Origin of the sequence: Bradyrhizobium sp. AUGA SZCCT0169 (assembly GCF_018130085.1) — a bacterium.
In the GTDB taxonomy this organism is placed as follows: domain Bacteria; phylum Pseudomonadota; class Alphaproteobacteria; order Rhizobiales; family Xanthobacteraceae; genus Bradyrhizobium.
Genome location: NZ_JAFCMC010000003.1, coordinates 335,809 through 357,844, shown reverse-complemented (window position 1 = coordinate 357,844; position 22,036 = coordinate 335,809). Strand labels below are relative to the sequence as shown.

Annotated in this window: 22 protein-coding genes; 13 read left to right on the top strand and 9 right to left on the bottom strand. The window is 64.1% G+C overall.

Going from position 1 to position 22,036, the window contains the following annotated elements:
- Positions 1-320: 320 nt before the first annotated feature.
- Positions 321-1,148 carry a DUF1963 domain-containing protein gene (locus JQ609_RS05565; RefSeq protein ID WP_212272290.1) on the top strand — a complete coding sequence of 276 codons (828 nt, stop codon included), beginning with the start codon at positions 321-323 and terminating at the stop codon, positions 1,146-1,148.
- Here JQ609_RS05565 and JQ609_RS05560 read toward each other — a convergent pair.
- Complete coding sequence (locus JQ609_RS05560; RefSeq protein ID WP_212272289.1) at positions 1,126-1,350, bottom strand: hypothetical protein; 225 nt, start codon at positions 1,348-1,350, stop codon at positions 1,126-1,128. The two genes, JQ609_RS05565 and JQ609_RS05560, sit on opposite strands and share 23 nt — an antisense overlap.
- 189 nt (positions 1,351-1,539) lie before the next feature.
- Between JQ609_RS05560 and JQ609_RS05555 the strand changes: the two genes are divergently transcribed.
- From JQ609_RS05555 to JQ609_RS05545, 3 genes are all read left to right on the top strand, one after another.
- Positions 1,540-2,475, top strand: coding sequence for a cyclase family protein (locus tag JQ609_RS05555; protein WP_212272288.1), 936 nt, complete (start codon positions 1,540-1,542; stop codon positions 2,473-2,475).
- Between the two features lie 91 nt (positions 2,476-2,566).
- Entirely contained in the window at positions 2,567-3,049 is a 483-nt protein-coding gene (ruvX, locus tag JQ609_RS05550; RefSeq protein ID WP_212272287.1) for a Holliday junction resolvase RuvX, read from the top strand.
- Between the two features lie 2 nt (positions 3,050-3,051).
- Complete coding sequence (locus JQ609_RS05545) at positions 3,052-3,975, top strand: AEC family transporter (protein ID WP_212272286.1); 924 nt, start codon at positions 3,052-3,054, stop codon at positions 3,973-3,975.
- Positions 3,976-4,044: 69 nt separating this feature from the next.
- Here JQ609_RS05545 and JQ609_RS05540 read toward each other — a convergent pair whose 3' ends face one another.
- The 3 genes from JQ609_RS05540 to JQ609_RS05530 are packed head-to-tail and all read right to left on the bottom strand — an operon-like array spanning position 4,045 to position 7,254.
- On the bottom strand, positions 4,045-4,815 hold the full coding sequence (locus JQ609_RS05540) for a CPBP family intramembrane glutamic endopeptidase (protein WP_212212285.1): 771 nt from the start codon (positions 4,813-4,815) through the stop codon (positions 4,045-4,047).
- Between the two features lie 10 nt (positions 4,816-4,825).
- Entirely contained in the window at positions 4,826-6,469 is a 1,644-nt protein-coding gene (locus JQ609_RS05535; protein ID WP_212272285.1) for an isovaleryl-CoA dehydrogenase, read from the bottom strand.
- Positions 6,470-6,489: 20 nt separating this feature from the next.
- Entirely contained in the window at positions 6,490-7,254 is a 765-nt protein-coding gene (locus tag JQ609_RS05530) for a M15 family metallopeptidase (protein WP_212272284.1), read from the bottom strand.
- Positions 7,255-7,395: 141 nt separating this feature from the next.
- Between JQ609_RS05530 and JQ609_RS05525 the strand changes: the two genes are divergently transcribed.
- The 3 genes from JQ609_RS05525 to plsY all read left to right on the top strand — a co-directional run bounded on the left by JQ609_RS05525 (position 7,396) and on the right by plsY (position 10,342).
- On the top strand, positions 7,396-8,349 hold the full coding sequence (locus JQ609_RS05525) for an aspartate carbamoyltransferase catalytic subunit (RefSeq protein WP_192733697.1): 954 nt from the start codon (positions 7,396-7,398) through the stop codon (positions 8,347-8,349).
- 1 nt (position 8,350) lies between these two features.
- Complete coding sequence (locus JQ609_RS05520) at positions 8,351-9,652, top strand: dihydroorotase (protein ID WP_212272283.1); 1,302 nt, start codon at positions 8,351-8,353, stop codon at positions 9,650-9,652.
- 96 nt (positions 9,653-9,748) lie between these two features.
- Entirely contained in the window at positions 9,749-10,342 is a 594-nt protein-coding gene (plsY, locus tag JQ609_RS05515) for a glycerol-3-phosphate 1-O-acyltransferase PlsY (protein WP_212272282.1), read from the top strand.
- Positions 10,343-10,454: 112 nt separating this feature from the next.
- Here plsY and JQ609_RS05510 read toward each other — a convergent pair whose 3' ends face one another.
- Positions 10,455-11,693 carry an amidase gene (locus JQ609_RS05510; RefSeq protein ID WP_212272281.1) on the bottom strand — a complete coding sequence of 413 codons (1,239 nt, stop codon included), beginning with the start codon at positions 11,691-11,693 and terminating at the stop codon, positions 10,455-10,457.
- 129 nt (positions 11,694-11,822) lie between these two features.
- On the opposite strand from JQ609_RS05510, the gene dprA reads away from it, so the two are divergent.
- Complete coding sequence (gene dprA, locus JQ609_RS05505) at positions 11,823-12,941, top strand: DNA-processing protein DprA (RefSeq protein WP_212272280.1); 1,119 nt, start codon at positions 11,823-11,825, stop codon at positions 12,939-12,941.
- A gap of 107 nt (positions 12,942-13,048) precedes the next feature.
- On the opposite strand, the gene JQ609_RS05500 is transcribed toward dprA, so the two are convergent.
- Positions 13,049-13,450: a helix-turn-helix domain-containing protein gene (locus JQ609_RS05500; protein WP_212212319.1), complete on the bottom strand. Its 402-nt coding sequence runs from the start codon at positions 13,448-13,450 to the stop codon at positions 13,049-13,051.
- 96 nt (positions 13,451-13,546) lie between these two features.
- Between JQ609_RS05500 and JQ609_RS05495 the strand changes: the two genes are divergently transcribed.
- Complete coding sequence (locus tag JQ609_RS05495) at positions 13,547-14,155, top strand: FMN-dependent NADH-azoreductase (protein ID WP_212272279.1); 609 nt, start codon at positions 13,547-13,549, stop codon at positions 14,153-14,155.
- Between the two features lie 50 nt (positions 14,156-14,205).
- Here JQ609_RS05495 and JQ609_RS05490 read toward each other — a convergent pair whose 3' ends face one another.
- Together JQ609_RS05490 and JQ609_RS05485 are read right to left on the bottom strand one after the other, a co-directional pair.
- Positions 14,206-14,343 (bottom strand): hypothetical protein, encoded by a 138-nt coding sequence (locus JQ609_RS05490; protein ID WP_212272318.1) that lies wholly within the window; start codon positions 14,341-14,343, stop codon positions 14,206-14,208.
- A gap of 167 nt (positions 14,344-14,510) precedes the next feature.
- Positions 14,511-15,284: an SDR family NAD(P)-dependent oxidoreductase gene (locus JQ609_RS05485; protein ID WP_212272278.1), complete on the bottom strand. Its 774-nt coding sequence runs from the start codon at positions 15,282-15,284 to the stop codon at positions 14,511-14,513.
- Positions 15,285-15,487: 203 nt separating this feature from the next.
- On the opposite strand from JQ609_RS05485, the gene JQ609_RS05480 reads away from it, so the two are divergent.
- Entirely contained in the window at positions 15,488-15,973 is a 486-nt protein-coding gene (locus tag JQ609_RS05480) for a helix-turn-helix domain-containing protein (protein WP_212212328.1), read from the top strand.
- 13 nt (positions 15,974-15,986) lie between these two features.
- On the opposite strand, the gene JQ609_RS05475 is transcribed toward JQ609_RS05480, so the two are convergent.
- Positions 15,987-16,130, bottom strand: coding sequence for a hypothetical protein (locus tag JQ609_RS05475; protein ID WP_192733705.1), 144 nt, complete (start codon positions 16,128-16,130; stop codon positions 15,987-15,989).
- 339 nt (positions 16,131-16,469) lie between these two features.
- Here JQ609_RS05475 and topA point away from each other — a divergent pair, with 339 nt between their 5' ends.
- The 3 genes from topA to JQ609_RS05460 are packed head-to-tail and all read left to right on the top strand — an operon-like array spanning position 16,470 to position 22,012.
- Entirely contained in the window at positions 16,470-19,229 is a 2,760-nt protein-coding gene (gene topA, locus JQ609_RS05470) for a type I DNA topoisomerase (RefSeq protein ID WP_212272277.1), read from the top strand.
- On the top strand, positions 19,230-21,584 hold the full coding sequence (gene rnr, locus JQ609_RS05465; protein WP_212272276.1) for a ribonuclease R: 2,355 nt from the start codon (positions 19,230-19,232) through the stop codon (positions 21,582-21,584).
- The gene (locus JQ609_RS05460; RefSeq protein ID WP_212272275.1) at positions 21,572-22,012 is read left to right on the top strand and encodes a DUF983 domain-containing protein; all 441 of its coding nucleotides are present in this window, start codon (positions 21,572-21,574) and stop codon (positions 22,010-22,012) included. Before rnr ends, JQ609_RS05460 begins: the two co-directional genes overlap by 13 nt.
- Positions 22,013-22,036: the final 24 nt, after the last annotated feature.

Below are 22,036 nucleotides of genomic sequence, written 5' to 3'. Positions count from 1 at the left end.
GCTATTCAGGACCGCAGCCGAGATGATGGCTCGCTGCGCGCGGCGGGGGTCCGTGCCGCTGACGCAATGGCCCTGGCCGCAAGGTCGAAGCCGTACATCTGGCTCGAAACCGCACCGGCCGACGACGAAGTCGAGATTACCTTGGGCGCAACCAAGATAGGCGGAACGCCAGACCTTCCAGTCACGATGCCATGGCCCTGGCGTCCGCCGTATCCCGATCATGAGCAGCGGGTCGAAGAGATGCAGGCTGGCGTGACGCTCTTCAATCCGCAGGACATGGCCGCCCTCAGGCCGAGACGCTCGAAGAGTTTCGCAAGCTGTTGCCCAGCGCGTTCGAAGGCTACGCAGCCGATTCCGCGAAGGTCGATTTCAATCTCGATTTTCTTGTGGAGGATGCGCGGCGGACCGCGGAGCCGGCGCCGCTCCAGTTCATCGCACAGGTCGACTTGGCCGACGTCTGGTCTACGGGACCCATCGACCCGGACATCCCGCGCGACGGGCGGCTTTTGCTTTTTTACGACACCGACCATCGGCCCGGGGGCGATCGACCGGCAGACATCACGGGGGCCCGGCTGATCTATGATCTGACGCCCACCAATTCCTTAAGGCGAGCAAGCCCGCCGTCCGAATTATCGGCTCACAAGCGGACCGCCAGTTTTCGGCCGCAGCGGTGCGCGCTTCATGCCGGCGTGTGGCCTCCCTATTTCGGCTCGCCCGAATGGAATGCCTGCGAGATCAAGGCCAAGGCGGAGCAGACCGTGGAAGCCTGGTGGTACGACGTCACCCGGGACGGTCATGATCACCGCTTCGGGGGGCATCCGCTGCAGATTCAGGGCAACATGCAAACCGCATGCGCGCTCGTCAGCAAGGGGCTCGACCTCAGCGCGTGGAATTCGAAGTCAGCCGAGCCGTTGAAATCCGACGCGGCGAACTGGCTGCTGCTGCAAATCGCATCCGACGATCGTGCCGGCATGATGTGGGGTGATGTCGGCAACCTCTATGTTTGGATCCATCGGGACGCCTTGCGCGCCCGGCGCTTTGAAGAGGCGCGGGTGATCATTGCAATGTTACTGACGTCAGACGCTTCGGGTCAGCGGCCATTCAACGGCGACATGACGGAACGGCCTATGCCATCAGCTGCCGCCTGACGCGCCAGCGCCGCAGCGCAACAACGGCCCAGATGGCCTCGACCAGTCCGAACGGCCAGGCGCCCTGCAAAAACCCGTAGGCCGAGCCGAGCGCACATGCTCCGGCGAAGCCGAGGATGTACCAGTGGCCGCGGTCTTCAAGCGCGTAGCAGATGAGCATCGCCGTTACCGCGAACAAGCCGAACAATTGCAGTGCATCCATCCGTTGCCTCGTCGCGCCGTTTCGCTATGCGAAATTTCGTTGCCACATTTCTGTAACAAGGAAATTCGGGCCGCGCTGTGCGCCCATAGCGAAAAGCCACATCAAAATATTTGGATCGTCGCGCACTACTACGTTAGTATGAGACGCTGACTACCAAGAACCATAACGTCAACTCTGGGAGGATCTGCGATGCGCCACGCGTTCGTGCTGTGCTGTTCGGCTGCCTTGTTGGGAACGGTTGCAACGGCAAGCGCTCAAGACTGGACGAAATCGAAATGGGGACCGAACGACGAGATCGGCGCCGCCAACTATATGACCCCGGAGCTGGTTGTTAAGGCGGCCGGCCTCGTCAAGACCGGTAAGACCTACGCGCTTGGCATTCCCGTCGATACCAAGACGCCGGCCTACCCGCCGCGCGCCTTCAAGATCACCGTCGTGCAACCCGGCCAGGCGGGCATCCCGGGCCTCGGGCCCACCAAGACCACCTATAATGACGACATCATCGAAGGCTGGGTCGGCGTCGGCAGCCAACTCGACGGTCTCGGCCATATCGGCGTCGAGCACGTCTATTACAATAACAACAAGCTCGCCGATTTCGCCGATCCCACCGGCCTGAAGAAACTTGGCGTCGAAAAAATCCCGCCGATGGTGACCCGTGGCGTGCTGCTCGACATGGCCGCCCACTACGGCACCGACGTGGTCAAGGAAGGCACCGCCTTCAACGTCAAGGAGATCGAGGAAGTCGCCAAGAAGCAGGGCGTCGAAATCCGTCAGGGCGACGTCGTGATCTTCCACACCGGTTGGCTCAGCCTGATCGGCAAGGACGACAAGCGCTTTGGCGCCGGCGAACCCGGCCTGGGCGTCGAAGGAGCAAAATACCTCGTCGGTAAGGGCGTGGTCGCGGTCGGCGCCGATACCTGGGGTCTCGAAGCGGTCCCGTTCGAGACCAAGAACATCTTCGAGGTGCACCAAATCCTGCTGCCGATGAGCGGGACTTACATCCTCGAAAATATGGACACCGCCGAACTCGCCAAGGACAAGGCCTATGAGTTCCTGTTCGTGCTCGGCCATCCCCGCTTCAAGGGCGGCGTGCAGAGCATGATCAACCCTGTGGCGATCCGCTGAGACGACTTCGATAGGTGGCGTGGCGTTCTCGCATGGACGCCACGCCGCTTCCGGCTTTGCATGTCAGACTAGCTGCGTGTTATGCGGGTCCATGCCCGCCCCTATCCTCCCTCTGATCGAAGCGGTCACGCATTGGCCCGAGCGCGGCGCGCTAATCGGCCTCGATCTCGGCACCAAGACCATCGGCGTCGCGGTTTCCAATGCCGATCGCAGGCTGGCGACCGGTGTTGAAACCATCCAGCGCAAGGCCTTCAAGGCCGACGCGGCGCGGCTGCTCGTCCTTGCCGGCGAGCGCAACGCGGTCGGCTTCATCCTCGGCCTGCCCATCAACATGGACGGCACCGAGGGTCCGCGCGCGCAATCGACCCGCGCCTTTGCGCGCAATTTTTCCAAACTTACCGACCTCGCAATCGCGTTTTGGGATGAGCGGCTCTCAACGGCCGCTGTCGAGCGCGAATTGATCGGGATGGACGTCAGCCGGGCCCGCCGCGCCGAAGTGATCGACGAGCATGCCGCGATCTTCATCCTGCAGGGCGCGCTCGACCGGCTCGCCACCCTGCGCGGCGAGCGCTGAAGATGGCGGTGGTGGTCGCGGCGCTGCTGCCGGTGTTCTTGCTGATCGTGCTCGGCTTCATCCTGAAGCGGACGTTGTTGCGGCTGGAGACGCAGTGGCACGGGCTGGAGCGGCTGACCTATTACGTGCTGTTTCCGGTGCTCCTGATCCAGACGCTGGTGAAGGCCGACCTCAGCAAGGTCCCCGTCGCGGGCGTCGGCGGCGCGCTGCTGCTGTCGGCGCTGCTGATGTCGCTGCTGTGCCTGGCGCTGCAGCCCCTGCTCGCCCGCAGCGCGGTCGATGGGCCCGCCTTCACCTCGATCTTCCAGGGCGCCATCCGCTGGCAGACCTATGTGGCGCTGGCCGTCTCTGGCAGCCTGTTCGGCGATGCCGGGCTGGCGCTGGCGTCGGTGGCGATGGTCGCCATCATTCCCCTGGTCAACGTGTTCAGCGTCAGCGTGCTCGCGCAGTACGCCTCGACCGAAAAACAATCGGTCGGATCGATCGCCATGACGGTCGTGCGCAATCCCCTGATTTGGGCCTGCGTGATCGGGCTCCTGATCAACGTCACCCACCTTCCCCTGCCCAAGCTCTGGCATGACGTCGCCGACGCGCTCGGCCGATCCTCGCTGGCGATCGGCCTGCTGGTGACCGGCGCCGGCCTGCATCTCAACGGAATGTTCCGCCCGAGCCTTGCGGCGTCGGTCGCGGTGTTCCTCAAGCTGGTGCTGATGCCGGTGATCGCCGTCGCGCTGGCGCTGTGGTTCGGCCTGTCCGGCTCGAACCTGGCGATCGTCACCGCGTGCGCGGCGGTGCCGGCCTCATCCAGCGCCTATGTGCTGGCCCGGCAGATGGGCGGCGATGCGCCCTTGCTGGCGCAGATCATCACGCTGCAAACCATTCTGGCGGCGATCACGATGCCAATCGCGATCGCATTGGTCGGGTGAGATCAGAAGTATGCAAACGCGTCGCCGCAGACGTCCGAAGATCGGCCCGAAGGCGCCGCGTCAGGTTCGTTACTGCCCGGCGAGCCAGAACGTTTGAATCGTCGCCGCCGTGTTGTTGAGACCGTGCAGCACGATGGTCAGCCAAGTCGAACCGGTGCGGTAGCGGAAATAGCCGAGCAGCAGACCGATGGTGAACACCTCACCGAAGAAGAACCAGCTGTACTGCAGGTGCATCGAAGTCCAAACCAGCGACGACAGGAAGATGGCGCCGGGCACTCCGAGGCGCGATTCCGACCAGCCTCGGTAGAGAAAGCCGCGCGCCATGATTTCCTCCGAGATCGGCGCAGCGACGCAGAACGCGATCACGAGCAGCCACAGCGCGCCGTCGGTCTGCGCCGACTTCAGCACATCGCCCATAAAGCCAGGCGTTATTTCGCGCCCCAGAGCGCGTGACAGCAAATCCCAGCCGCCGACCAGCACGGCCAGTGAGACCGCACCGATCAAAAAATTCTGCCACGTGGTCCAGCGCAGCGCGAGATAGTCAACAAATGGCGTGCGCGAGGCGCGCGTCGCGACCCAGGCCGCGAGCAGCACCGCAGGCATTCCCATGATGACGGACAGCGAGATCGTCAGCCCGGCGCCGACGACATGGATCGCCGCGGCGAGATCCCACGACCCCTGCCGCAACACAAAATAGGCGATCACCGCAGCCTGGCCGACGAACAACCCGGCAAAGATGAACAGCCCCCACAGCGCCGTGCCCCAGAACTTCCAGATCCGGGGCGGACGCAGGGCGGACGCGACGGGAGGGGGCGGTTGCGGGAGGCTGAGCGAATCCATCAACTGACTTTCAGGGCAGCGCCCGTTCCAGCAGACCAGCGACGTCGGCGCTAGCAAGATCGACCGCGCCGTACATGCTGGCGTGATTCCCGGCAAGACGCGTGGCGGCAAACAGTTCCGCATGCCGTGGCGATACCGCGTTGAGAGCCGCTGCGGCCGCAAGCAGCGCGAGTTTTTCGACCGCCAGCCGCGCCACCCGTTCGCTGTCCGGCCGGCGGAATGCCTTGCCGATAAAGCTGACCGCCTCGCCGGCCCCCGGCAGACCCAGCGTTTCGCCGGTGAGCTCGTGCAGGACCGCCGATGCCGCATCGGCCTCGCGTGACAGCGCCCGGAGCACGTCGAGGCACATCACATTGCCTGACCCTTCCCAGATCGCGTTGACCGGTGACTCCCGGTAATGCCGCGCCAAAATCCCCTCCTCGACGTAGCCGTTGCCGCCGAGGCATTCCATCGCCTCATACAAAAAGCCCGGCGCGCTCTTGCAGACCCAGTATTTGATCGCCGGCGTCAGAAGCCGCATATAGGCGGCCTCTTTGGCGTCTGACGGCGCCCGGTCGAACGCCCGGCACAGGCGCATGACCAGCGCGATCGAGGCTTCGACATGCAGCGCCATGTCCGACAGCACCGCCTGCATCAGCGGCTGATCGGCGAGATGCTTCTGGAACACGCTGCGGTGCCTTGCGTGGTGCAGCGCATGCGCCAGGCCTGAGCGCATCAGGCCGGCGGACGCAATCGCGCAATCCTGCCGCGTCAGTTGCACCATCTGGATGATGGTGCGGATGCCCTTGCCCTCGTCACCGATGCGCTCTGCATAGGCGCCTGTGAATTCTACTTCTGATGAAGCGTTGGAACGGTTGCCGAGCTTGTCCTTCAGACGCTGGAAGCGGATCGCGTTGACGGTGCCATCGGGTGCAAAGCGCGGCATGAAGAAACAGCTCAAGCCGCCCTCGGCCTGCGCCAACACCAAAAAGGCGTCGCACATCGGCGCCGACATGAACCATTTGTGGCCGGTGATGCGATAGGCCTCGCCGTCACGCTCGGCGCGCGTCATATTGGAGCGCACATCCGTGCCGCCCTGCTTCTCGGTCATGCCCATACCGACCGTCATGCCGCGCTTGGTCCACCACGGCGCAAAGCTCGGATCGTAAGAACGCGTCGCAAGCACCGGCATCACCTCCGCCAGCAGATCAGGCTGCTCGGCCAGCGCCGCGACCGATGCGCGCGTCATGGTGATCGGGCAGAGATGCCCGGTCTCGACCTGCGAGGCGATGTAGAATTTGGCCGCGCGCACCACTTCCGAAGCACCGCCCGCCGGCTTGCCGTCAGCGCTCCAGGTCGAATTGTGCACGCCGGCGTGAGCCGAATGCGCCATCAGCTCGTGATAGGCCGGATGAAACTCGACCTCGTCGCGGCGGTTGCCGCGGGAATCGAAGGTCCGCAGTTTCGGAGTGTTCTCATTGGCGGCACGGCCTCGCGCCGCCATCGCCGCCGAACCCCAATGCTTGCCGAATTCGGATAGTTCACGGCTCGCCTCGCCACCGCCATTGGCGGCAACGGCGTCGGCAAGCGGCCGGTCGACCGCGAACAGGTCGACATCTTCGAACGGCGGTGACTGGTTGAAGACCTCGTGGGTCGCGAATGATGCCTGGCTCATGGCGGGTCCTGCTCCGGGAATCAATTCCGTCGCGTGATCGGGAAATCATAGGCCTGCCGGCCGACCCCCGGCAGCGAAAAGTGCCACCACTCCTTCGAATAGTTCACAAACCCTTGCCGGGCCATCGCGGCAACCAGCGTATTCCGCCATCTCCGCTGCGCCGGCGTGATCGAGGGGGCGGCGGTATGCGATTTGACGTCCGAGCAATCATAGCCGGTGCCCATATCGACGCTGCCTTCCGGCGCCCGCGCCTCGGCGGGCGCGGTGCAGTCGGCATAGGCCTTGCTGGAATCGAACTTCGCGGAATTGTCGGCAGTCAGATCGACCAGGGTCAGATCGAGCGCGGCACCGGTTGAATGTCCGGACCGGGTCGCGATATAGCCCAGGCGGAACAAATCGGCCTTGCGGAAAGCCGGGCTAAAGCGGCGATCGGCTTGCGTCTCCTTGCCGTTCTTCGACCACGCCACCATGTCGGCGACCGCGCGTTCGGGCCGATAGCAGTCGAACATCTTCAACGACAGCTTTTGCCTGGCGAGTTCCTGCTGGATGTTCTTCAGCGCGAGGCCGACCTCGCGCTTCACGACGCATTCGCCAGCGTCATACCCCCTCAGCGGCTTGCCGACAAAGTTGTTCGAGGTGGCGTAGCGCATGTCCTGGATGATGCTGGGATCGATATCGCGCAGGTAGACGAAGCCGCCCGGCAGGCCCTGCGCGTTTGCAGTCTGCGGCCCGGACAGGCCAAGACCGGTTAATCCGATCGCTAAAATAACGTGCCATTTCTGCATTGGACGCCTTCCCCGAGCGCCGAACGCGGCGCAATTGCGGCACCCCTCTTTACCCTGCGCGGCGACTGACCGGGGGATAACTCGCAAGCCCCCTATTCTCGCTTGCCCCGCTTGGGAAGTCTGCCTATAGCTCTCGTTTTAATGACCCCTGCATCGAAATCGACCTTCGTCCTCGGTCACCGGCATCTGCTGGGAATCGAGGGGCTTTCCGCCGCCGATATTACCGGCCTGCTCGACCTTTCCGAGGAATATGTCGAGCTCAACCGCCAGGTAGACAAAAAGCGCACTTCGCTGCGCGGTCGCACCCAGGTGAACCTGTTCTTCGAGGCCTCGACCCGAACCCAATCCTCGTTCGAACTGGCCGGCAAACGGCTCGGCGCCGACGTCATGAACATGTCGGTGTCTTCGTCCTCGATCCGCAAGGGCGAGACGCTGATGGATACCGCCGTCACGCTCAATGCCATGCATCCGGACATCCTGGTGGTGCGCCACCACGCCTCGGGTGCGGTGGAACTTCTGGCGCGCAAGGTTGACGGTTCCGTGATCAACGCTGGCGACGGCAGCCACGAACATCCGACCCAGGCGCTCTTGGATGCGCTGACCATCCGCCGCAACAAAGGCCGGCTGGAAGGCCTCGTGATCGCGATCTGCGGCGACGTGATGCATTCCCGCGTCGCCCGCTCCAATATCCTGCTGCTCAACACCATGGGCGCCCGCGTCCGCGTGGTGGCGCCCTCCACGCTGTTGCCGCGCGGCATCGAGCGGATGGGTGTCGAGGTCGCGCGCGACATGCGCGAGGGCCTCAACGGCGCCGACATCGTCATGATGCTGCGGCTGCAGCGCGAGCGCATGAACGGCTCGTTCGTGCCGTCGTCCGGCGAGTACTTCCATTATTTCGGTCTCGACCAGAAGAAACTCGCCTACGCCAAGCCCGACGCGCTGGTGATGCATCCGGGCCCGATGAACCGCGGCGTCGAGATCGACTCATTCGTGGCGGATGGAGCGCAATCGCTGATACGCGAACAGGTGGAAATGGGAGTGGCGGTGCGCATGGCGGTGCTGGAAGCACTCGCCCGCAACCTGCCGAACGCCTGACATGCTGACCGATCGCCGCCCCATCCTCCTGGCCAACGCCCGCGTCGTCGACCCCTCGCGCGACTTCGACGGCCCCGGTGACGTCCTGATCGCCGACGGCATGATCCGCGACTCAAAGCGCGGCATTGGCGCTGCCGGCGTCCCCGAAGGCACCGACATCGTCAATTGCGCCGGCAAGGTCGTCGCCCCCGGGCTGATCGACATGCGCGCCTTTGTCGGCGAGCCCGGCGCCAGCCACCGCGAAACCTTTGCTTCCGCCAGCCAGGCGGCGGCCGCCGGCGGCATCACCACCATCATCTGCCAGCCTGACACCTCGCCGGTGATCGACAATTCGGCCACCGTCGACTTCGTGCTGCGCCGGGCGCGCGACACCGCGATCGTCAACATTCACCCGATGGCGGCGCTGACCAAGGGCATGGGCGGCGAGGAAATGACCGAGATCGGCCTGTTGAAGGCCGCCGGCGCCGTCGCCTTTACCGATGGCGCCCACAGCGTCACCAATGCGCAGGTGATGCGGCGCGCTTTGACCTATGCGCGCGATTTCGACGCGCTGATCGTGCACCACACCGAAGACCCCGATCTGGTCGGCGAAGGCGTGATGAACGAGGGCGAGTTCGCCGCAAGGCTCGGCCTCGTCGGGATCCCCAATGCCGCCGAGGCGGTGATGCTGGAACGCGACATGCGCCTCGTGGCGCTGACCGGCGGCCGCTATCACGCAGCGTCACTGAGCTGCATCGAGTCGCTCGAAATCCTCAAGCGCGCGCGAGACGCGGGACTTGCAGTTTCGGCGTCGGTTTCGATCAACCACGTCACGCTGAACGAAAACGACATCGGTCCCTACCGGACGTTCCTGAAACTGTCGCCGCCGCTGCGCACCGAGGACGACCGTCTAGCGCTGGTCGCCGCCGTAGCCTCCGGCCTGATCGACGTCGTGATGTCCGATCACAATCCGCAGGACGTCGAAGTGAAGCGGCTGCCGTTCGCGGAAGCCGCCGCCGGCGCGGTTGGGCTGCAGACCATGCTGCCGGCGGGCCTGCGGCTGATCCACAATGGCGAGATGGACTTCAAGACCCTGATCCGCGCGATGTCGACGCGCCCGGCCGAGATTTTGGGCCTCGCCGGCGGCTCGCTGCGCGCCGGTTCCCCTGCCGACGTCGTCGTGATCGATGCCGACGTACCCTGGGTGCTCGACCGCGACGATCTCAAATCGCAATGCAAGAATACGCCGTTCGACGAAGCCCGCTTCTCGGGCCGCGTGGTCCGTACTATCGTAGGCGGACGGACGGTCTATGAACATGTCTAGCAGAGCGTTTTCAAGCGAAGTGAGTACCGGTTCGCGTCAAGAAAACGCGTCAAAAAAAGACGTGCGCGACATACTTCCGCGGCAGGAGCAACCGCGATGACGTTTGAACCATTCCTCGTCGTTGCGCTTTTCGTGGGCTATTTCTTTGGCTCGATTCCATTCGGGCTGTTGCTGACCAAGTTCGCCGGCACCGAGGATCTGCGCTCGATCGGCTCCGGCAGTATCGGCGCCACCAACGTGCTTCGCACCGGCCGCAAGAGCCTCGCCGCCGGGACGCTGATCGGCGACGCGCTCAAGGGCACACTCGCGGTCGTCGTCTGCGGCTATTATGGCGGCCCCAACGCCGCGATGCTGGCCGCATTCGGCGCCTTTCTCGGCCATCTCTATCCGGTCTGGCTCAAGTTCAAAGGCGGCAAAGGCGTCGCGACCTATATCGGTGTGCTGATCGGCCTGTTCTGGCCTGCGGCCGTCGTGTTCTGCGTGATGTGGATCGCGACCGCCATCACCACGCGCTACTCGTCGCTGTCGGCATTGATCGCGGCGTTCGTGACGCCGCTGTTCCTGTGGTGGTTTCTCCACCCGGCGCTGGCTTCGCTGTTTGCGGTGATGACGCTATTGCTGTTCTACGCGCACCGCGAAAATATCAAGCGCTTGCAGACCGGAACCGAGAGCCGCATCGGCGCGAAATGACGACATCTTTGTCGTCATTCCGGGGCTCGCGAAGCGAGAACCCGGAATCTCGAGATTCCCCGGTGCGCAATTGCGCACCTGAGGTCTCGTCCTTCCATCCCGGAATGACAAGTCACCGCGCCAGCGCTTCCTCGACGAACCGCGCCGCCGCCAGCGCCTTCGCGTCCTCGCCATAGTGCGCGATGACCTGCACGCCCACCGGCAAGCCGCCGGCAGCGATATGCGCGGGGATGTTGACGCAGGGCGTTCCCATCAACGTCCACAGCCGGTTGTAGCGGGCGTCGCCCGTCGAGCCCAATCCCGCAGGTGCTGCGCCCGGGGCCGATATGGCCAGCAGCACGTCGACGTCTTCGAAAACTTTTGCCAGCGCGATTCTGGCCTGACGTGTAACTTGCATCGCCCCGTCATAGGCGGCAGGCAGCATGCCCTTGCTTTCGTCGAGCCGTCCACGCAGGTTCGGCGCGACAGCGTCGTAATGCACGCGGTATTCCCACGCGAGCGCCTGATGCGCTTCGAATTCCTGCACTGTCGGATGCTGGCGCCATGCTTCGGCTACGATCTCCGGCATCGCCAGTGTGCGCACCGATGCCCCTGCCCGTTCCGCAGCCCTGGCGGCGATCTGCAGTGCCTCGGCGCCTTCGGCCTCCGGTGCACCGGCAAAGTCCTGGGTCACGACGCCGATACGCGGCGTCGGTACCGACGCCAGCGGCAAGAATTCATCCCGGCCGGTCGTCACCGCAAGCCCGTGCGCGACGTCACGGACTCCGGCTGCGAACAAACCAACGGTATCCAGCGTCCACGAATAGCACTTCACGCCGACGGTCGGCAGCAGGCGGTAGGACGGCTTGATCGCGGCACAGCCGCAGAACGAGGCCGGCCGGATCACCGAGCCACCGGTCTGCGTGCCCAGCGCCAGCGGGATCATGCTGGCCGCGACCGCCGCCGCCGAACCTGCCGATGATCCACCCGGCGTGTGAGCATTGTTGCGCGGGTTGAGCGTCGCGGTCGGATCTGACGATGCGAACGCCGTCGTCGTGGTCTTGCCGACGATGCTGGCCCCTGCCGCCTTCAGCGCCATCACCACGGCCGCATCCCCGCGCGATCGAAATCCCTTGTAGATCGACGAGCCCATCTCGGTCGGAAAATCAGCGGTATCCATGATGTCCTTGATGCCGACGGCGATGCCGCGCAACGGCCCGTTGTCTTGCGCGCGAATATTCGCGTCATGGCACACGAACGCACCGATCTTCTTTTCCTGCGCGCCGATCGCCTCCAGCGACTGGGCAATCGCTGAAGCCGCGGAGAGATCGCCCTGCGCGATACGGCGTTGAAGGTCGGCGAGCGAGATCATGGACATTCCTCCTGCGGCGGACCAACGGGTTTTACGGAGCGGACCGGAACGGGGCAACGCATCGGCGGGCATGGCAGCCGTGAGAACAGGTGTTGCTTGCAATCTCCGGTTGGGCAAAGCTGTACCGACATGCACGACCGTACGCCCAGCGCGCCCCACCTCACCGATTCCGAACGGATCGACCGGTTGCGGCTCATTCGCTCCGACAATGTCGGCCCACGCACCTTCGCCTCGCTCCTCCGGCATTTCGGCAGCGCCCGTTCCGCGCTGGAGCGGTTGCCCGATCTGGCGCGCCGTGGCGGTGCGTCGGGACCGGGGCGCATCTGCAGCGAGGACGATGCGCGTCGCGAACTCGCAGCCAGCAGGAAGATCGGCGTCGCTCTGGTCGCGCCCGGTGAAGCCGGCTACCCGCCGCGCCTGGCCACGCTGGACGATGCGCCGCCGCTGCTCGGCATCCGTGGTGCGCCTGAGGTGATGATGCGGCCGATGATTGCGATCGTCGGTTCGCGCAATGCCTCCGGCGCCGGATTGAAATTCGCAGGCCAGATCGCGCGCGACCTCGGCGACGCCGGCTTTGTCGTTATCTCCGGACTGGCGCGCGGCATCGATCAGGCCGCGCATCGGGCGACGGTTGCGAGCGGCACGGTGGCGGTGCTGGCCGGCGGCCATGATCGGATCTATCCGCCCGAGCATGAGAACCTGCTGACGGCACTGCTCGAACATGGCGGTGCGATTTCCGAAATGCCGCTTGGCCACGTACCCCGCGCCCGCGATTTTCCACGCCGCAATCGCCTGATCTCCGGCGCGTCGCTCGGCGTCGTCGTGGTCGAAGCCGCGCATCGCTCGGGATCGTTGATCACGGCGCGGATGGCCGCAGAACAAGGCCGCGAGGTGTTTGCGGTCCCCGGCTCGCCGCTCGATCCACGCGCCGCCGGCACCAACGATCTGATCAAGCAGGGCGCGACGCTGACCACGGAAGCCAGCGACGTCATCAACGCGGTCGCGCCGATCATGGAGCGGCCGGTCGCGATTGATTTGCGCGAGCGCGACGGCGAGCCGCTTGATTTCGACGCGGGGCTAAGCGAGCGCGCCCGCATCGTCGATCTGCTCGGACCGAGCCCGATCAGCCTCGACGATCTGATCCGGATGTCGGACGCCTCACCCGCCATCGTCCGATCGGTGCTGCTCGAACTCGAACTTGCCGGACGGCTGGAGCGCCACGGCGGCGGGCTGGTGTCGCTGGTTTAGAAGCGCAGTGCCTCTTCGGCAGGGCTGAGACACAAAATCGCGAAAACAACCCCATGCAAAGTAAGATAAGTCACGACTAGCGGTACCGTGCTACTTACGACGCTAAGTTAGCGCTTGTCGTTGCGCGCGTCGAAACTGCTGCGCGCTCCCTCGATTTCCGGCAGATGCGCGAACGCCCATTGGCCGAGCGCCTTGACCGGCTCCGCCAGCCCGCGGCCGAGATCGGTCAGTTCGTAATCGACCCGCGGTGGAATGGTCGGAAAAACAGTACGCGTGACCAGGCCATCCCGCTCCAGTCCGCGCAGCGTCAAGGTCAGCATCCGCTGCGAGATGCCGCCAATCACGCGCTTGAGTTCGTTGAAGCGCTGCGGCCCGCCGATCAGCTGCATAATCACGAACACGCTCCATTTGTCACCGACGCGGGCCAGCACCGAGGCGACGGCGCGGCAATCGCCGGAGGCATGCGGATTGGCCGGTAAGGCAGGCACATTGATGTGCTCGGGTCTCATGGATGTGCTCGGGTTTCAAAATTGTGCGTTCTTGCGGGGTTTTACGACAGTCACTCATATAGCGCCAGTTACAAACCAATACCAAGGGTGACCCAAATGAAGCTTCTACATATCGACTCCAGCGTCCTCGGCCCCCACTCCGTCAGCCGCCAGGTTTCCGCCGCCATCGTGGACCGCCTGCGTCAATCCACCCCCGGCCTCGAGGTCAGTTACCGCGACCTGACCCTGACACCGCTGGCGCATCTGTCGGGCTCGCACCTCGCCGCGGGCCAGGGCGCCACGCCCGAGGCGTCGCTGCAGCCGGACCTCGCCGCCGGTCAGGCGGTGCTCGAAGAGTTTTTGGCCACCGACATCGTCGTGCTCGGCGCGCCGATGTACAATTTCACCATTCCGAGCCAGCTCAAGGCCTGGATCGACCGCATTTTGGTCGCGGGCAAGACGTTCAAATACAGCGCGCAGGGTGTCGAAGGTCTGGCCGGCAACAAGCGCGTCATCGTCGCGATCTCGCGCGGCGGATTTTACGGCCCGGGCACGCCGGCCGCCGTTGGCGAGCATCTGGAGACCTATTTGCGCTGGGTGTTCGGCTTCATCGGCATCGCCAATCCCGAGTTCATCTCCGCCGACGGAATCCAGGTCGGTCCCGAGCATCGCGAAAAAGCGGTCGCCGGCGCGCTGAAAGCCGCGGGCAATCTGAACGCAGCCTGAGTTGATGCGTGAGCGGTTGCCGTCGCCAGGCTCGACGGCAGCCGCTCCAATCAGAAGACGCCGTTGATGCGGAGGATAACCACAATCAGGGAGACAAGCAGACCGACACCCGAAAACAGCGCGACTGAAACAAACTGCGCGGTGTCCGAACTTTCCGCCGGGGTCGAGGAGATGCCAGTGGTCTTCACGACAGGGCTCACCGGTTGATGGTTGCTTACGAAACTCCTGTCCCCGAAATCTCAAGCAGTTACACGCAGGGTTCAATGGGCGTTCTGGCTCAGCGCCAATCCGCCGCAGGGCGCAGAAGCCGGCCAGCGTCCCGCCGGCCGGCTTCGATATTGCGGGGATTGTCGCCTCACCCTCGATAGATCGGCGCCCCGCTTGGCGAGGCCGTAGCACCGCCGTCGACGAACAATTCCTGACCCTGGATATGCGCGGCATCGTCGGAGGCCAGGAACAGCACCGTCCTCGAAATGTGATCGGGTTCGCCGATGCGGCCGAGCGGCGTGGTGGCGCCGATGCGCTTCTCGAACGCCTTTTCGGCTTCGGGGGTCGCCAGTGCCGCGCCCCAGATCGGGGTGCGGATTGCACCCGGCGAGACCACGTTGACGCGGATATTGCGCGGCGACAGTTCGGACGCCATCACCCGCGCCATCGCGCGCACGCCGGCCTTGCTGGCCGCGTAGGCGGAGTAGCCGGGATTGCCGAGCACTGAAATCACCGAGCCGTTCAGGATGATGGAGGCGCCGTCGTTGAGATGCGGCACCGCGGCCTGCACGGTGAAGAACACCGCCGTGATGTTGGTCCGGATCACGTTCTCAAAGGTCTCTAACGTGGCTGACCCAAGCGGCGTGCCGCCCGCAATGCCGGCATTGGCGAAAATGACGTCGAGCTTGCCGAACTTCGCAACCGCCTGCTTGATGGCGGCTTCCGTCGCCGCGATGTCGGTGGCGTCGGCGACGATCGCGAGCGCGTTCGGACCCAATTCCCTGGCGGCCGCCTCCAGCGTCTCTTGGTTGCGCCCGGTGATGGCGACCCGCGCCCCCTCCGCCACGAACAGCTTGGCCGTCGCAAGTCCGATGCCGCTGTTTCCGCCAGTAATGAACGCCGTCTTGTTCGCCAGCCTCACGGGAGCCTCCGATGGTTGCATTATTAAACTAAGTTGCCATCTAGGCTATCTGGTTTTATAATGCAACTACACAGGGCTGTGATCATCCAAAGCATTTTTCGAGCGAAGTGGAGTCCGGTTCGCATAGCAATCAAGCTTGCGCAGATTGCGTAGACTTATCTGCGGTAGAAAACGCGTCAGACAAAGAATCTCCGGAGATGGCCATGGTGAAACGGACCAGCTTTGAGAATGACGATTGCCCGATCGCGCGATCGCTGGATGCGATCGGCGACTGGTGGTCGCTGCTGATCATCCGCGAGGCGCTGTTCGGCAGCCGCCGCTTCGGCGAATTCCAGAAAAGTCTCGGGCTCGCCAAGAATATCCTCACTGTGCGACTGCGCGCGCTGGTCGATCAGGGCATTCTCAAGCTGGCCCCCGCCTCCGATGGCAGCGCCTATCAGGAATATCTTTTGACGCCGAAAGGCCGCGGCGTGTTTCCGATCCTGGTAGCTCTGCGCCAGTGGAGCGAGGAATTCGACGATCACCCTGCGGAAATCGCGACCATCCTGGTCGACAAGGAAAAGGGCCGCCCGGTTCGCAAGCTCGAACTCTATTCGCAAGATGGGCGGCTATTGACCGCGGCCGATACCGCGCTCAAGCCGCGGCGGGACTCCAAGTCATCACGGAAACTCAGGTCTATTTCGGCCTGAACAGATGCGCCGCTTACGACAGCTTGCGCTTGCTCCGCAGCCGCAGGTGCTCCTGGGCTTCCAGCAGCGCCATCCCGAGCAAATGGCTGAGGACCTCAAGCCGGTGGCGCTCGGCGAGTTTTGTCAATTCGGCAACGGTCTCCGCTATGAAGGCCACGGCCTCGTCGGGGCCGCCCTCCTCTCCCGATTCAACCGCTGGCGCTCGCCGATTCTTGCCTGAAGCGGTGCGCTTCCGGCCTCCCCCTGCCTTGCTCAATAAAAATGCACCCAATCCCATATAGTATAGACAAGAAATAACCCCTTTGCGGGCGCAACTCTAGGGCGCAATTCGCAACTTCCTGTATACAAGTTCGGACGTCCAAAACCCCTTTTTGGCCCCTGCTCCTCATCTGTCGATTTGACAGGGGCCGCCTCACCACCCATGTTCGGATCGAAACGGCGGCCGCGAGTCTCGCGGAACCGGCCTTAATCTTTTCCCGTAAGCTATTGGAATGACATGAATATCGTCATTGTGGAGTCGCCGGCGAAAGCCAAGACGATCAACAAATATTTGGGCGCCTCCTATGAGGTTCTGGCCTCGTTCGGCCATGTCCGCGACCTCCCCGCCAAGAACGGATCGGTCGATCCGGACGCCAATTTCCAGATGATCTGGGAGGTCGACCCCAAGGCGGCAGGCCGGCTCAACGATATCGCCAAGGCCCTGAAGGGCGCCGACCGACTGATTCTCGCAACCGACCCTGATCGCGAGGGCGAAGCGATCTCCTGGCACGTGCTCGAAGTGCTCAAGGAAAAGCGCGCGCTGAAGGACCACAAGATCGAGCGCGTGGTGTTCAACGCCATCACCAAGCAGGCGGTGACCGATGCGATGAAGTCGCCGCGCCAGATCGATGGCGCGCTGGTCGACGCCTATATGGCGCGCCGCGCGCTGGACTATCTGGTCGGCTTCACGCTGTCGCCGGTGCTGTGGCGCAAGCTGCCGGGCGCCCGCTCTGCCGGCCGCGTTCAATCGGTCGCGTTGCGGCTGGTTTGCGACCGCGAGCTCGAAATCGAGAAATTCGTGCCGCGCGAATACTGGTCGCTGGTGGCCACATTGACAACGCCGCGCGGCGACACGTTCGAGGCGCGGCTGGTCGGCGCCGACGGCAAGAAGATCCAGCGCCTCGACATCGGCACCGGCGCCGAAGCCGAAGACCTCAAAAAGGCGATCGAGGCCGCCAACTTCACGGTCTCGACCGTCGAAGCCAAGCCCGCCCGCCGCAATCCGCAGGCCCCCTTCACCACCTCGACGCTGCAGCAGGAAGCCAGCCGCAAGCTCGGCTTTGCGCCGGCGCATACGATGCGGATCGCGCAGCGCCTGTATGAAGGCATCGATATCGGCGGCGAGACCACCGGTCTCATTACCTATATGCGTACCGACGGCGTGCAGATCGACGGCTCGGCCATTACCCAGGCCCGCAAGGTGATCGGCGAGGATTACGGCAACGCCTATGTGCCGGAGGCGCCGCGCCAGTACCAGAGCAAGGCCAAGAACGCCCAGGAAGCGCATGAAGCGATTCGCCCGACCGATATGTCGCGCCGTCCGGCCGAAATGCGCCGGCGTCTCGATACCGATCAGGCCAAGCTCTATGAACTGATCTGGATCCGCACCATCGCGAGCCAGATGGAATCCGCCGAACTGGAACGCACCACCGTCGATATCGCGGCCAAGGCCGGCTCACGCGTGCTGGACCTGCGCGCCAGCGGCCAGGTGGTGAAGTTCGACGGTTTCCTCGCGCTCTATCAGGAAGGCCGCGACGACGAGGAAGACGAGGATTCCCGTCGCCTCCCCGCGATGAGCGAGGGCGAAGCGCTGAAGCGGCAGGACCTCGCCGTTACCCAGCATTTCACCGAACCGCCGCCGCGCTTCTCGGAAGCCTCGCTGGTCAAGCGGATGGAAGAGCTCGGCATCGGCCGCCCCTCGACCTATGCCTCGATCCTGCAGGTGCTGAAAGACCGCGGCTACGTCAAGCTCGAGAAGAAGCGATTGCATGGCGAGGACAAGGGCCGCGTCGTCGTCGCGTTCCTGGAAAACTTCTTCGCGCGCTATGTGGAATATGATTTTACCGCCAATCTGGAAGAGCAGCTCGATCGCATCTCCAACAACGAGATTTCCTGGCAGGATGTGCTGAAGGAATTCTGGACCGGTTTCGCCGGTGCGGTCAGCGACATCAAGGATATTCGCGTCTCCGAGGTGCTGGATGCGCTCGACGACATGCTGGGACCGCACATCTATCCGCCCCGCGCGGACGGCGGCGATGTCCGGCAGTGCCCGACCTGCGGCACCGGCAGACTCAATTTGAAGGCCGGAAAGTTCGGCGCCTTTGTCGGTTGCTCGAACTACCCGGAATGCCGTCATACCCGTCCGCTTGCTGCCGACTCCGAGGCCACCGCCGACCGCGTCCTCGGCAAGGATCCCGAGACCGATCTCGACGTCGCGGTGAAGGCCGGCCGCTTCGGTCCCTACATCCAGCTCGGCGAGCAGAAGGATTATGCCGAGGGCGAAAAGCCCAAGCGCGCCGGTATTCCGAAAGGCTCCTCGCCCGGCGATATGGAGCTCGAGCTTGCGCTAAAACTGCTGTCGTTGCCGCGCGAGATCGGCAAGCATCCCGAGACTGGCGAGCCGATCACCGCCGGCATCGGTCGCTTCGGCCCATTCGTGCGCCACGAAAAGACCTATGCGAGCCTGGAAGCCGGCGACGAGGTGTTTGACATCGGCCTCAATCGCGCCGTGACGCTGATCGCCGAAAAGATCGCCAAGGGCCCGAGCGGCCGCCGCTTCGGCGCCGATCCCGGCAAGCCGATCGGTGAGCACCCGAGCCTCGGCGGCGTTGCCGTCAAGAACGGCCGCTACGGCGCTTACGTGACCGCCGGCGGCGTCAACGCCACCATCCCGAGCGACAAGACGCCGGATACGATTACGCTCGCCGAAGCCATTGCACTGATCGACGAACGCGCCGCCAAGGGCGGCGGCAAGCCGAAGCGTGGCGCGAAGAAAGCCGCACCGAAGAAGGCCGCCAAGGCCAAAGCGCCCGTTGATCCAGACGCGCCGAAGCCGGCCAAGAAGGCGGCGGTGAAGAAGGCTGCGGCTAAGCCGAAATCGGAAGCGGTGAGCAAGGCGCGCGCACCGGTCGCGTCCGCGGCAAAGACCTCAGCAGCAAAGCCTGCAGCAGCACCCAAAACGCCTGCGAAGAAAAGCGCGGGCAAGGCCCGGGGATAAGTGAAGAGAAAACACGACAATGGCTTTCCGGCCCGGGACGCCATCGTTGCCTTCATCCGTGCCAATCCCGGCAAGATCGGCACCCGCGAGATCGCCCGCGAGTTCGGCCTGAAGAACGCCGATCGTGTCGAACTGAAGCGAATCCTGCGCGAACTCGCCGACGAGGGCACCATCGCCAAGCGCGGCCGCAAGGTTCTCGAACCCGCCGCGCTGCCGCCGACCGTGATGGCCGACATCACCGGCCGCGACACCGACGGCGAGTTGCTCGCCACCCCCACCGAATGGGATGAAGAGGAATTCGGCGCGGCACCGAAGATCCGCATCCATGTTCCGCGTCGTCCGCAACCGGGCACTGCCGCCGGTGTCGGCGACCGCGCGCTGCTGCGCGTCGAGAAGACCGACGACACCGCTGGCACGCCCTATCGCGGGCGCGTCATCAAGGTCATCGACCACGCCCGCACCCGCCTGCTCGGTATTTTTCGGAAGCTGCCCAATGGCGGCGGAAGGATGATCCCGGTCGACAAGAAGCAGGCCGGGCGCGAACTGAACATCGCCAGCACCGACACCGGTGGCGCCGAGGATGGCGACCTGATCAGCGTCGATCTGGTGCGCACGCGCGGCTACGGGCTGGCGTCCGGCAAGGTAAAGGAGCGGCTCGGCTCGCTCGCGACCGAAAAAGCGGTCAGCCTGATCGCAATCCACGCCCACGACATTCCGCAGGCCTTCACCCCATCAGCATTGCGCGAAGCCGAGGACGCAAAGCCGGCGACCCTCAAGGGTCGCGAGGACTGGCGCGAGTTGCCGCTCGTGACCATCGATCCCCCTGATGCCAAGGACCATGACGACGCGGTTCATGCCGCCCCCGACGACGATCCGAACAACAAGGGCGGCTACATCGTCCATGTCGCGATCGCCGATGTCGCGTTCTATGTGCGCCCGGCTTCGGCGCTCGATCGCGACGCGCTGACGCGCGGCAATTCGGTGTACTTCCCGGACCGCGTGGTGCCGATGCTGCCCGAGCGCATTTCCAACGACCTGTGCTCGCTGGTGCCGGGCGAGCCGCGCGGCGCGCTCGCGGTGCGAATGGTGATCGGCGCTGACGGCCGCAAGCGCTCGCACAGTTTTCATCGGGTGTTGATGCGCTCGGCCGCTAAACTCAACTACGCGCAGGCGCAGGCCGCGATCGATGGCCGCCCCGACGACACGACTAGTCCCCTGCTCGAGCCGATCCTCAAACCACTCTATGCCGCGTATGCGCTGGTGAAGCTCGCGCGCGACGAGCGCGATCCATTGGATCTGGATCTTCCTGAGCGAAAAATCCTGCTGAAGCCCGACGGCACGGTCGATCGCGTCATCGTGCCCGAGCGGCTGGATGCGCATAAGTTGATCGAGGAGTTCATGATCCTCGCCAATGTCGCGGCCGCCGAAATGCTTGAGAAAAAGGCGCTGCCGCTGATCTACCGCGTGCACGACGAGCCGAGCCAGGAGAAGGTTCACAATCTCCAGGAGTTCTTGAAGACGCTCGACCTGCCGTTTGCAAAAGCCGGCGCGTTACGCCCGGCGCTGTTCAATCGCGTGCTGGGACAGGTCCGCGGCGAGGACTACGAGCCGCTGGTCAATGAAGTGGTGCTGCGCTCGCAGGCGCAGGCGGAATATTCGGCGGAGAATTATGGCCATTTCGGCCTCAACCTGCGGCGCTATGCGCACTTCACCTCGCCGATCAGGCGATACGCAGACCTGATCGTGCACCGCGCGCTGATCCGTGCGCTTGGCCTTGGCGAAGGCGCACTGCCTGAAACCGAGACGCTGGAAACGCTGAGCGAGGTCTCCGCCCAGATTTCGGTCACCGAACGCCGTGCCATGAAGGCCGAGCGCGAGACCGCCGACCGGCTGATCGCGCATTTCCTCGCCGACCGCATCGGCGCCACGTTCCAGGGCCGTATTTCCGGCGTTACCCGCGCCGGGCTGTTCGTGAAGTTATCTGATACCGGCGCCGACGGGCTGATCCCGATCCGCACGCTCGGTACGGAATATTTCAACTATGACGAGACCCGCCATGCGCTCGTCGGCTCACGCAGCGGTGCCATGCACCGATTGGGGGACGTCGTCGACGTACGTCTGGTAGAAGCAGCACCAGTGGCTGGCGCACTGCGGTTCGAGTTACTATCTGAAGGCCAGGTCATTCCGCGCGGCAGAGAACAGGGCGGCAGGCGCGAAGGTGCGAAATCGCCGGTCACGTCATCGAAGACGCGTCCGGGGCGTAGCCCACACCCTGGGGAAAGCAAGTCCGGTAAAAGCAAGGCTGGTCGAGATAAGGCCCGCAAATCGAAGAGAGGCAAGTCATGGAAACGGTGAGCCCGGCAACGACAGTCTGGACCAGGGAATCCGTGAAAGGCGAAAAGCGCGATCTGTGGACCGCGATGAAGCGCGGCTTCATGTGCCGCTGTCCGCGCTGCGGCCAAGGCAAGCTGTTCCGGGCGTTCCTGAAGGTCGACAACAATTGCTCCGCTTGCGGGCTCGACTATACGCCGCACCGCGCCGACGACCTGCCCGCGTATCTCGTGATCGTCATTGTCGGTCACATCGTGGTACCGGTCGTGCTGTGGGTGGAAACCAATTATTCGCCGGCGATCTGGCTGCAGATGGCGATCTATCTGCCCTTCACATTCCTCTCGTCGCTGTTGCTGCTGCAACCGGTCAAGGGCGCCGTGGTCGGTTTCCAATGGGCGCTGCGCATGCATGGCTTTGACGAAAATGCCCCTAGCGACATTCCTCCCGTCTAGCTTCTTTTTTTGACGCGTTTTCTT

Coding starts and splice junctions, on each gene's coding strand:
- JQ609_RS05560 (WP_212272289.1), bottom strand. CDS start 1,350: ATGGATGCACTGCAATTGTTCGGCTTGTTCGCGGTAACGGCGATGCTC.
- JQ609_RS05555 (WP_212272288.1), top strand. CDS start 1,540: ATGCGCCACGCGTTCGTGCTGTGCTGTTCGGCTGCCTTGTTGGGAACG.
- ruvX (WP_212272287.1), top strand. CDS start 2,567: ATGCCCGCCCCTATCCTCCCTCTGATCGAAGCGGTCACGCATTGGCCC.
- JQ609_RS05545 (WP_212272286.1), top strand. CDS start 3,052: ATGGCGGTGGTGGTCGCGGCGCTGCTGCCGGTGTTCTTGCTGATCGTG.
- JQ609_RS05540 (WP_212212285.1), bottom strand. CDS start 4,815: ATGGATTCGCTCAGCCTCCCGCAACCGCCCCCTCCCGTCGCGTCCGCC.
- JQ609_RS05535 (WP_212272285.1), bottom strand. CDS start 6,469: ATGAGCCAGGCATCATTCGCGACCCACGAGGTCTTCAACCAGTCACCG.
- JQ609_RS05530 (WP_212272284.1), bottom strand. CDS start 7,254: ATGCAGAAATGGCACGTTATTTTAGCGATCGGATTAACCGGTCTTGGC.
- JQ609_RS05525 (WP_192733697.1), top strand. CDS start 7,396: ATGACCCCTGCATCGAAATCGACCTTCGTCCTCGGTCACCGGCATCTG.
- JQ609_RS05520 (WP_212272283.1), top strand. CDS start 8,351: ATGCTGACCGATCGCCGCCCCATCCTCCTGGCCAACGCCCGCGTCGTC.
- plsY (WP_212272282.1), top strand. CDS start 9,749: ATGACGTTTGAACCATTCCTCGTCGTTGCGCTTTTCGTGGGCTATTTC.
- JQ609_RS05510 (WP_212272281.1), bottom strand. CDS start 11,693: ATGATCTCGCTCGCCGACCTTCAACGCCGTATCGCGCAGGGCGATCTC.
- dprA (WP_212272280.1), top strand. CDS start 11,823: ATGCACGACCGTACGCCCAGCGCGCCCCACCTCACCGATTCCGAACGG.
- JQ609_RS05500 (WP_212212319.1), bottom strand. CDS start 13,450: ATGAGACCCGAGCACATCAATGTGCCTGCCTTACCGGCCAATCCGCAT.
- JQ609_RS05495 (WP_212272279.1), top strand. CDS start 13,547: ATGAAGCTTCTACATATCGACTCCAGCGTCCTCGGCCCCCACTCCGTC.
- JQ609_RS05480 (WP_212212328.1), top strand. CDS start 15,488: ATGGTGAAACGGACCAGCTTTGAGAATGACGATTGCCCGATCGCGCGA.
- topA (WP_212272277.1), top strand. CDS start 16,470: ATGAATATCGTCATTGTGGAGTCGCCGGCGAAAGCCAAGACGATCAAC.
- JQ609_RS05460 (WP_212272275.1), top strand. CDS start 21,572: ATGGAAACGGTGAGCCCGGCAACGACAGTCTGGACCAGGGAATCCGTG.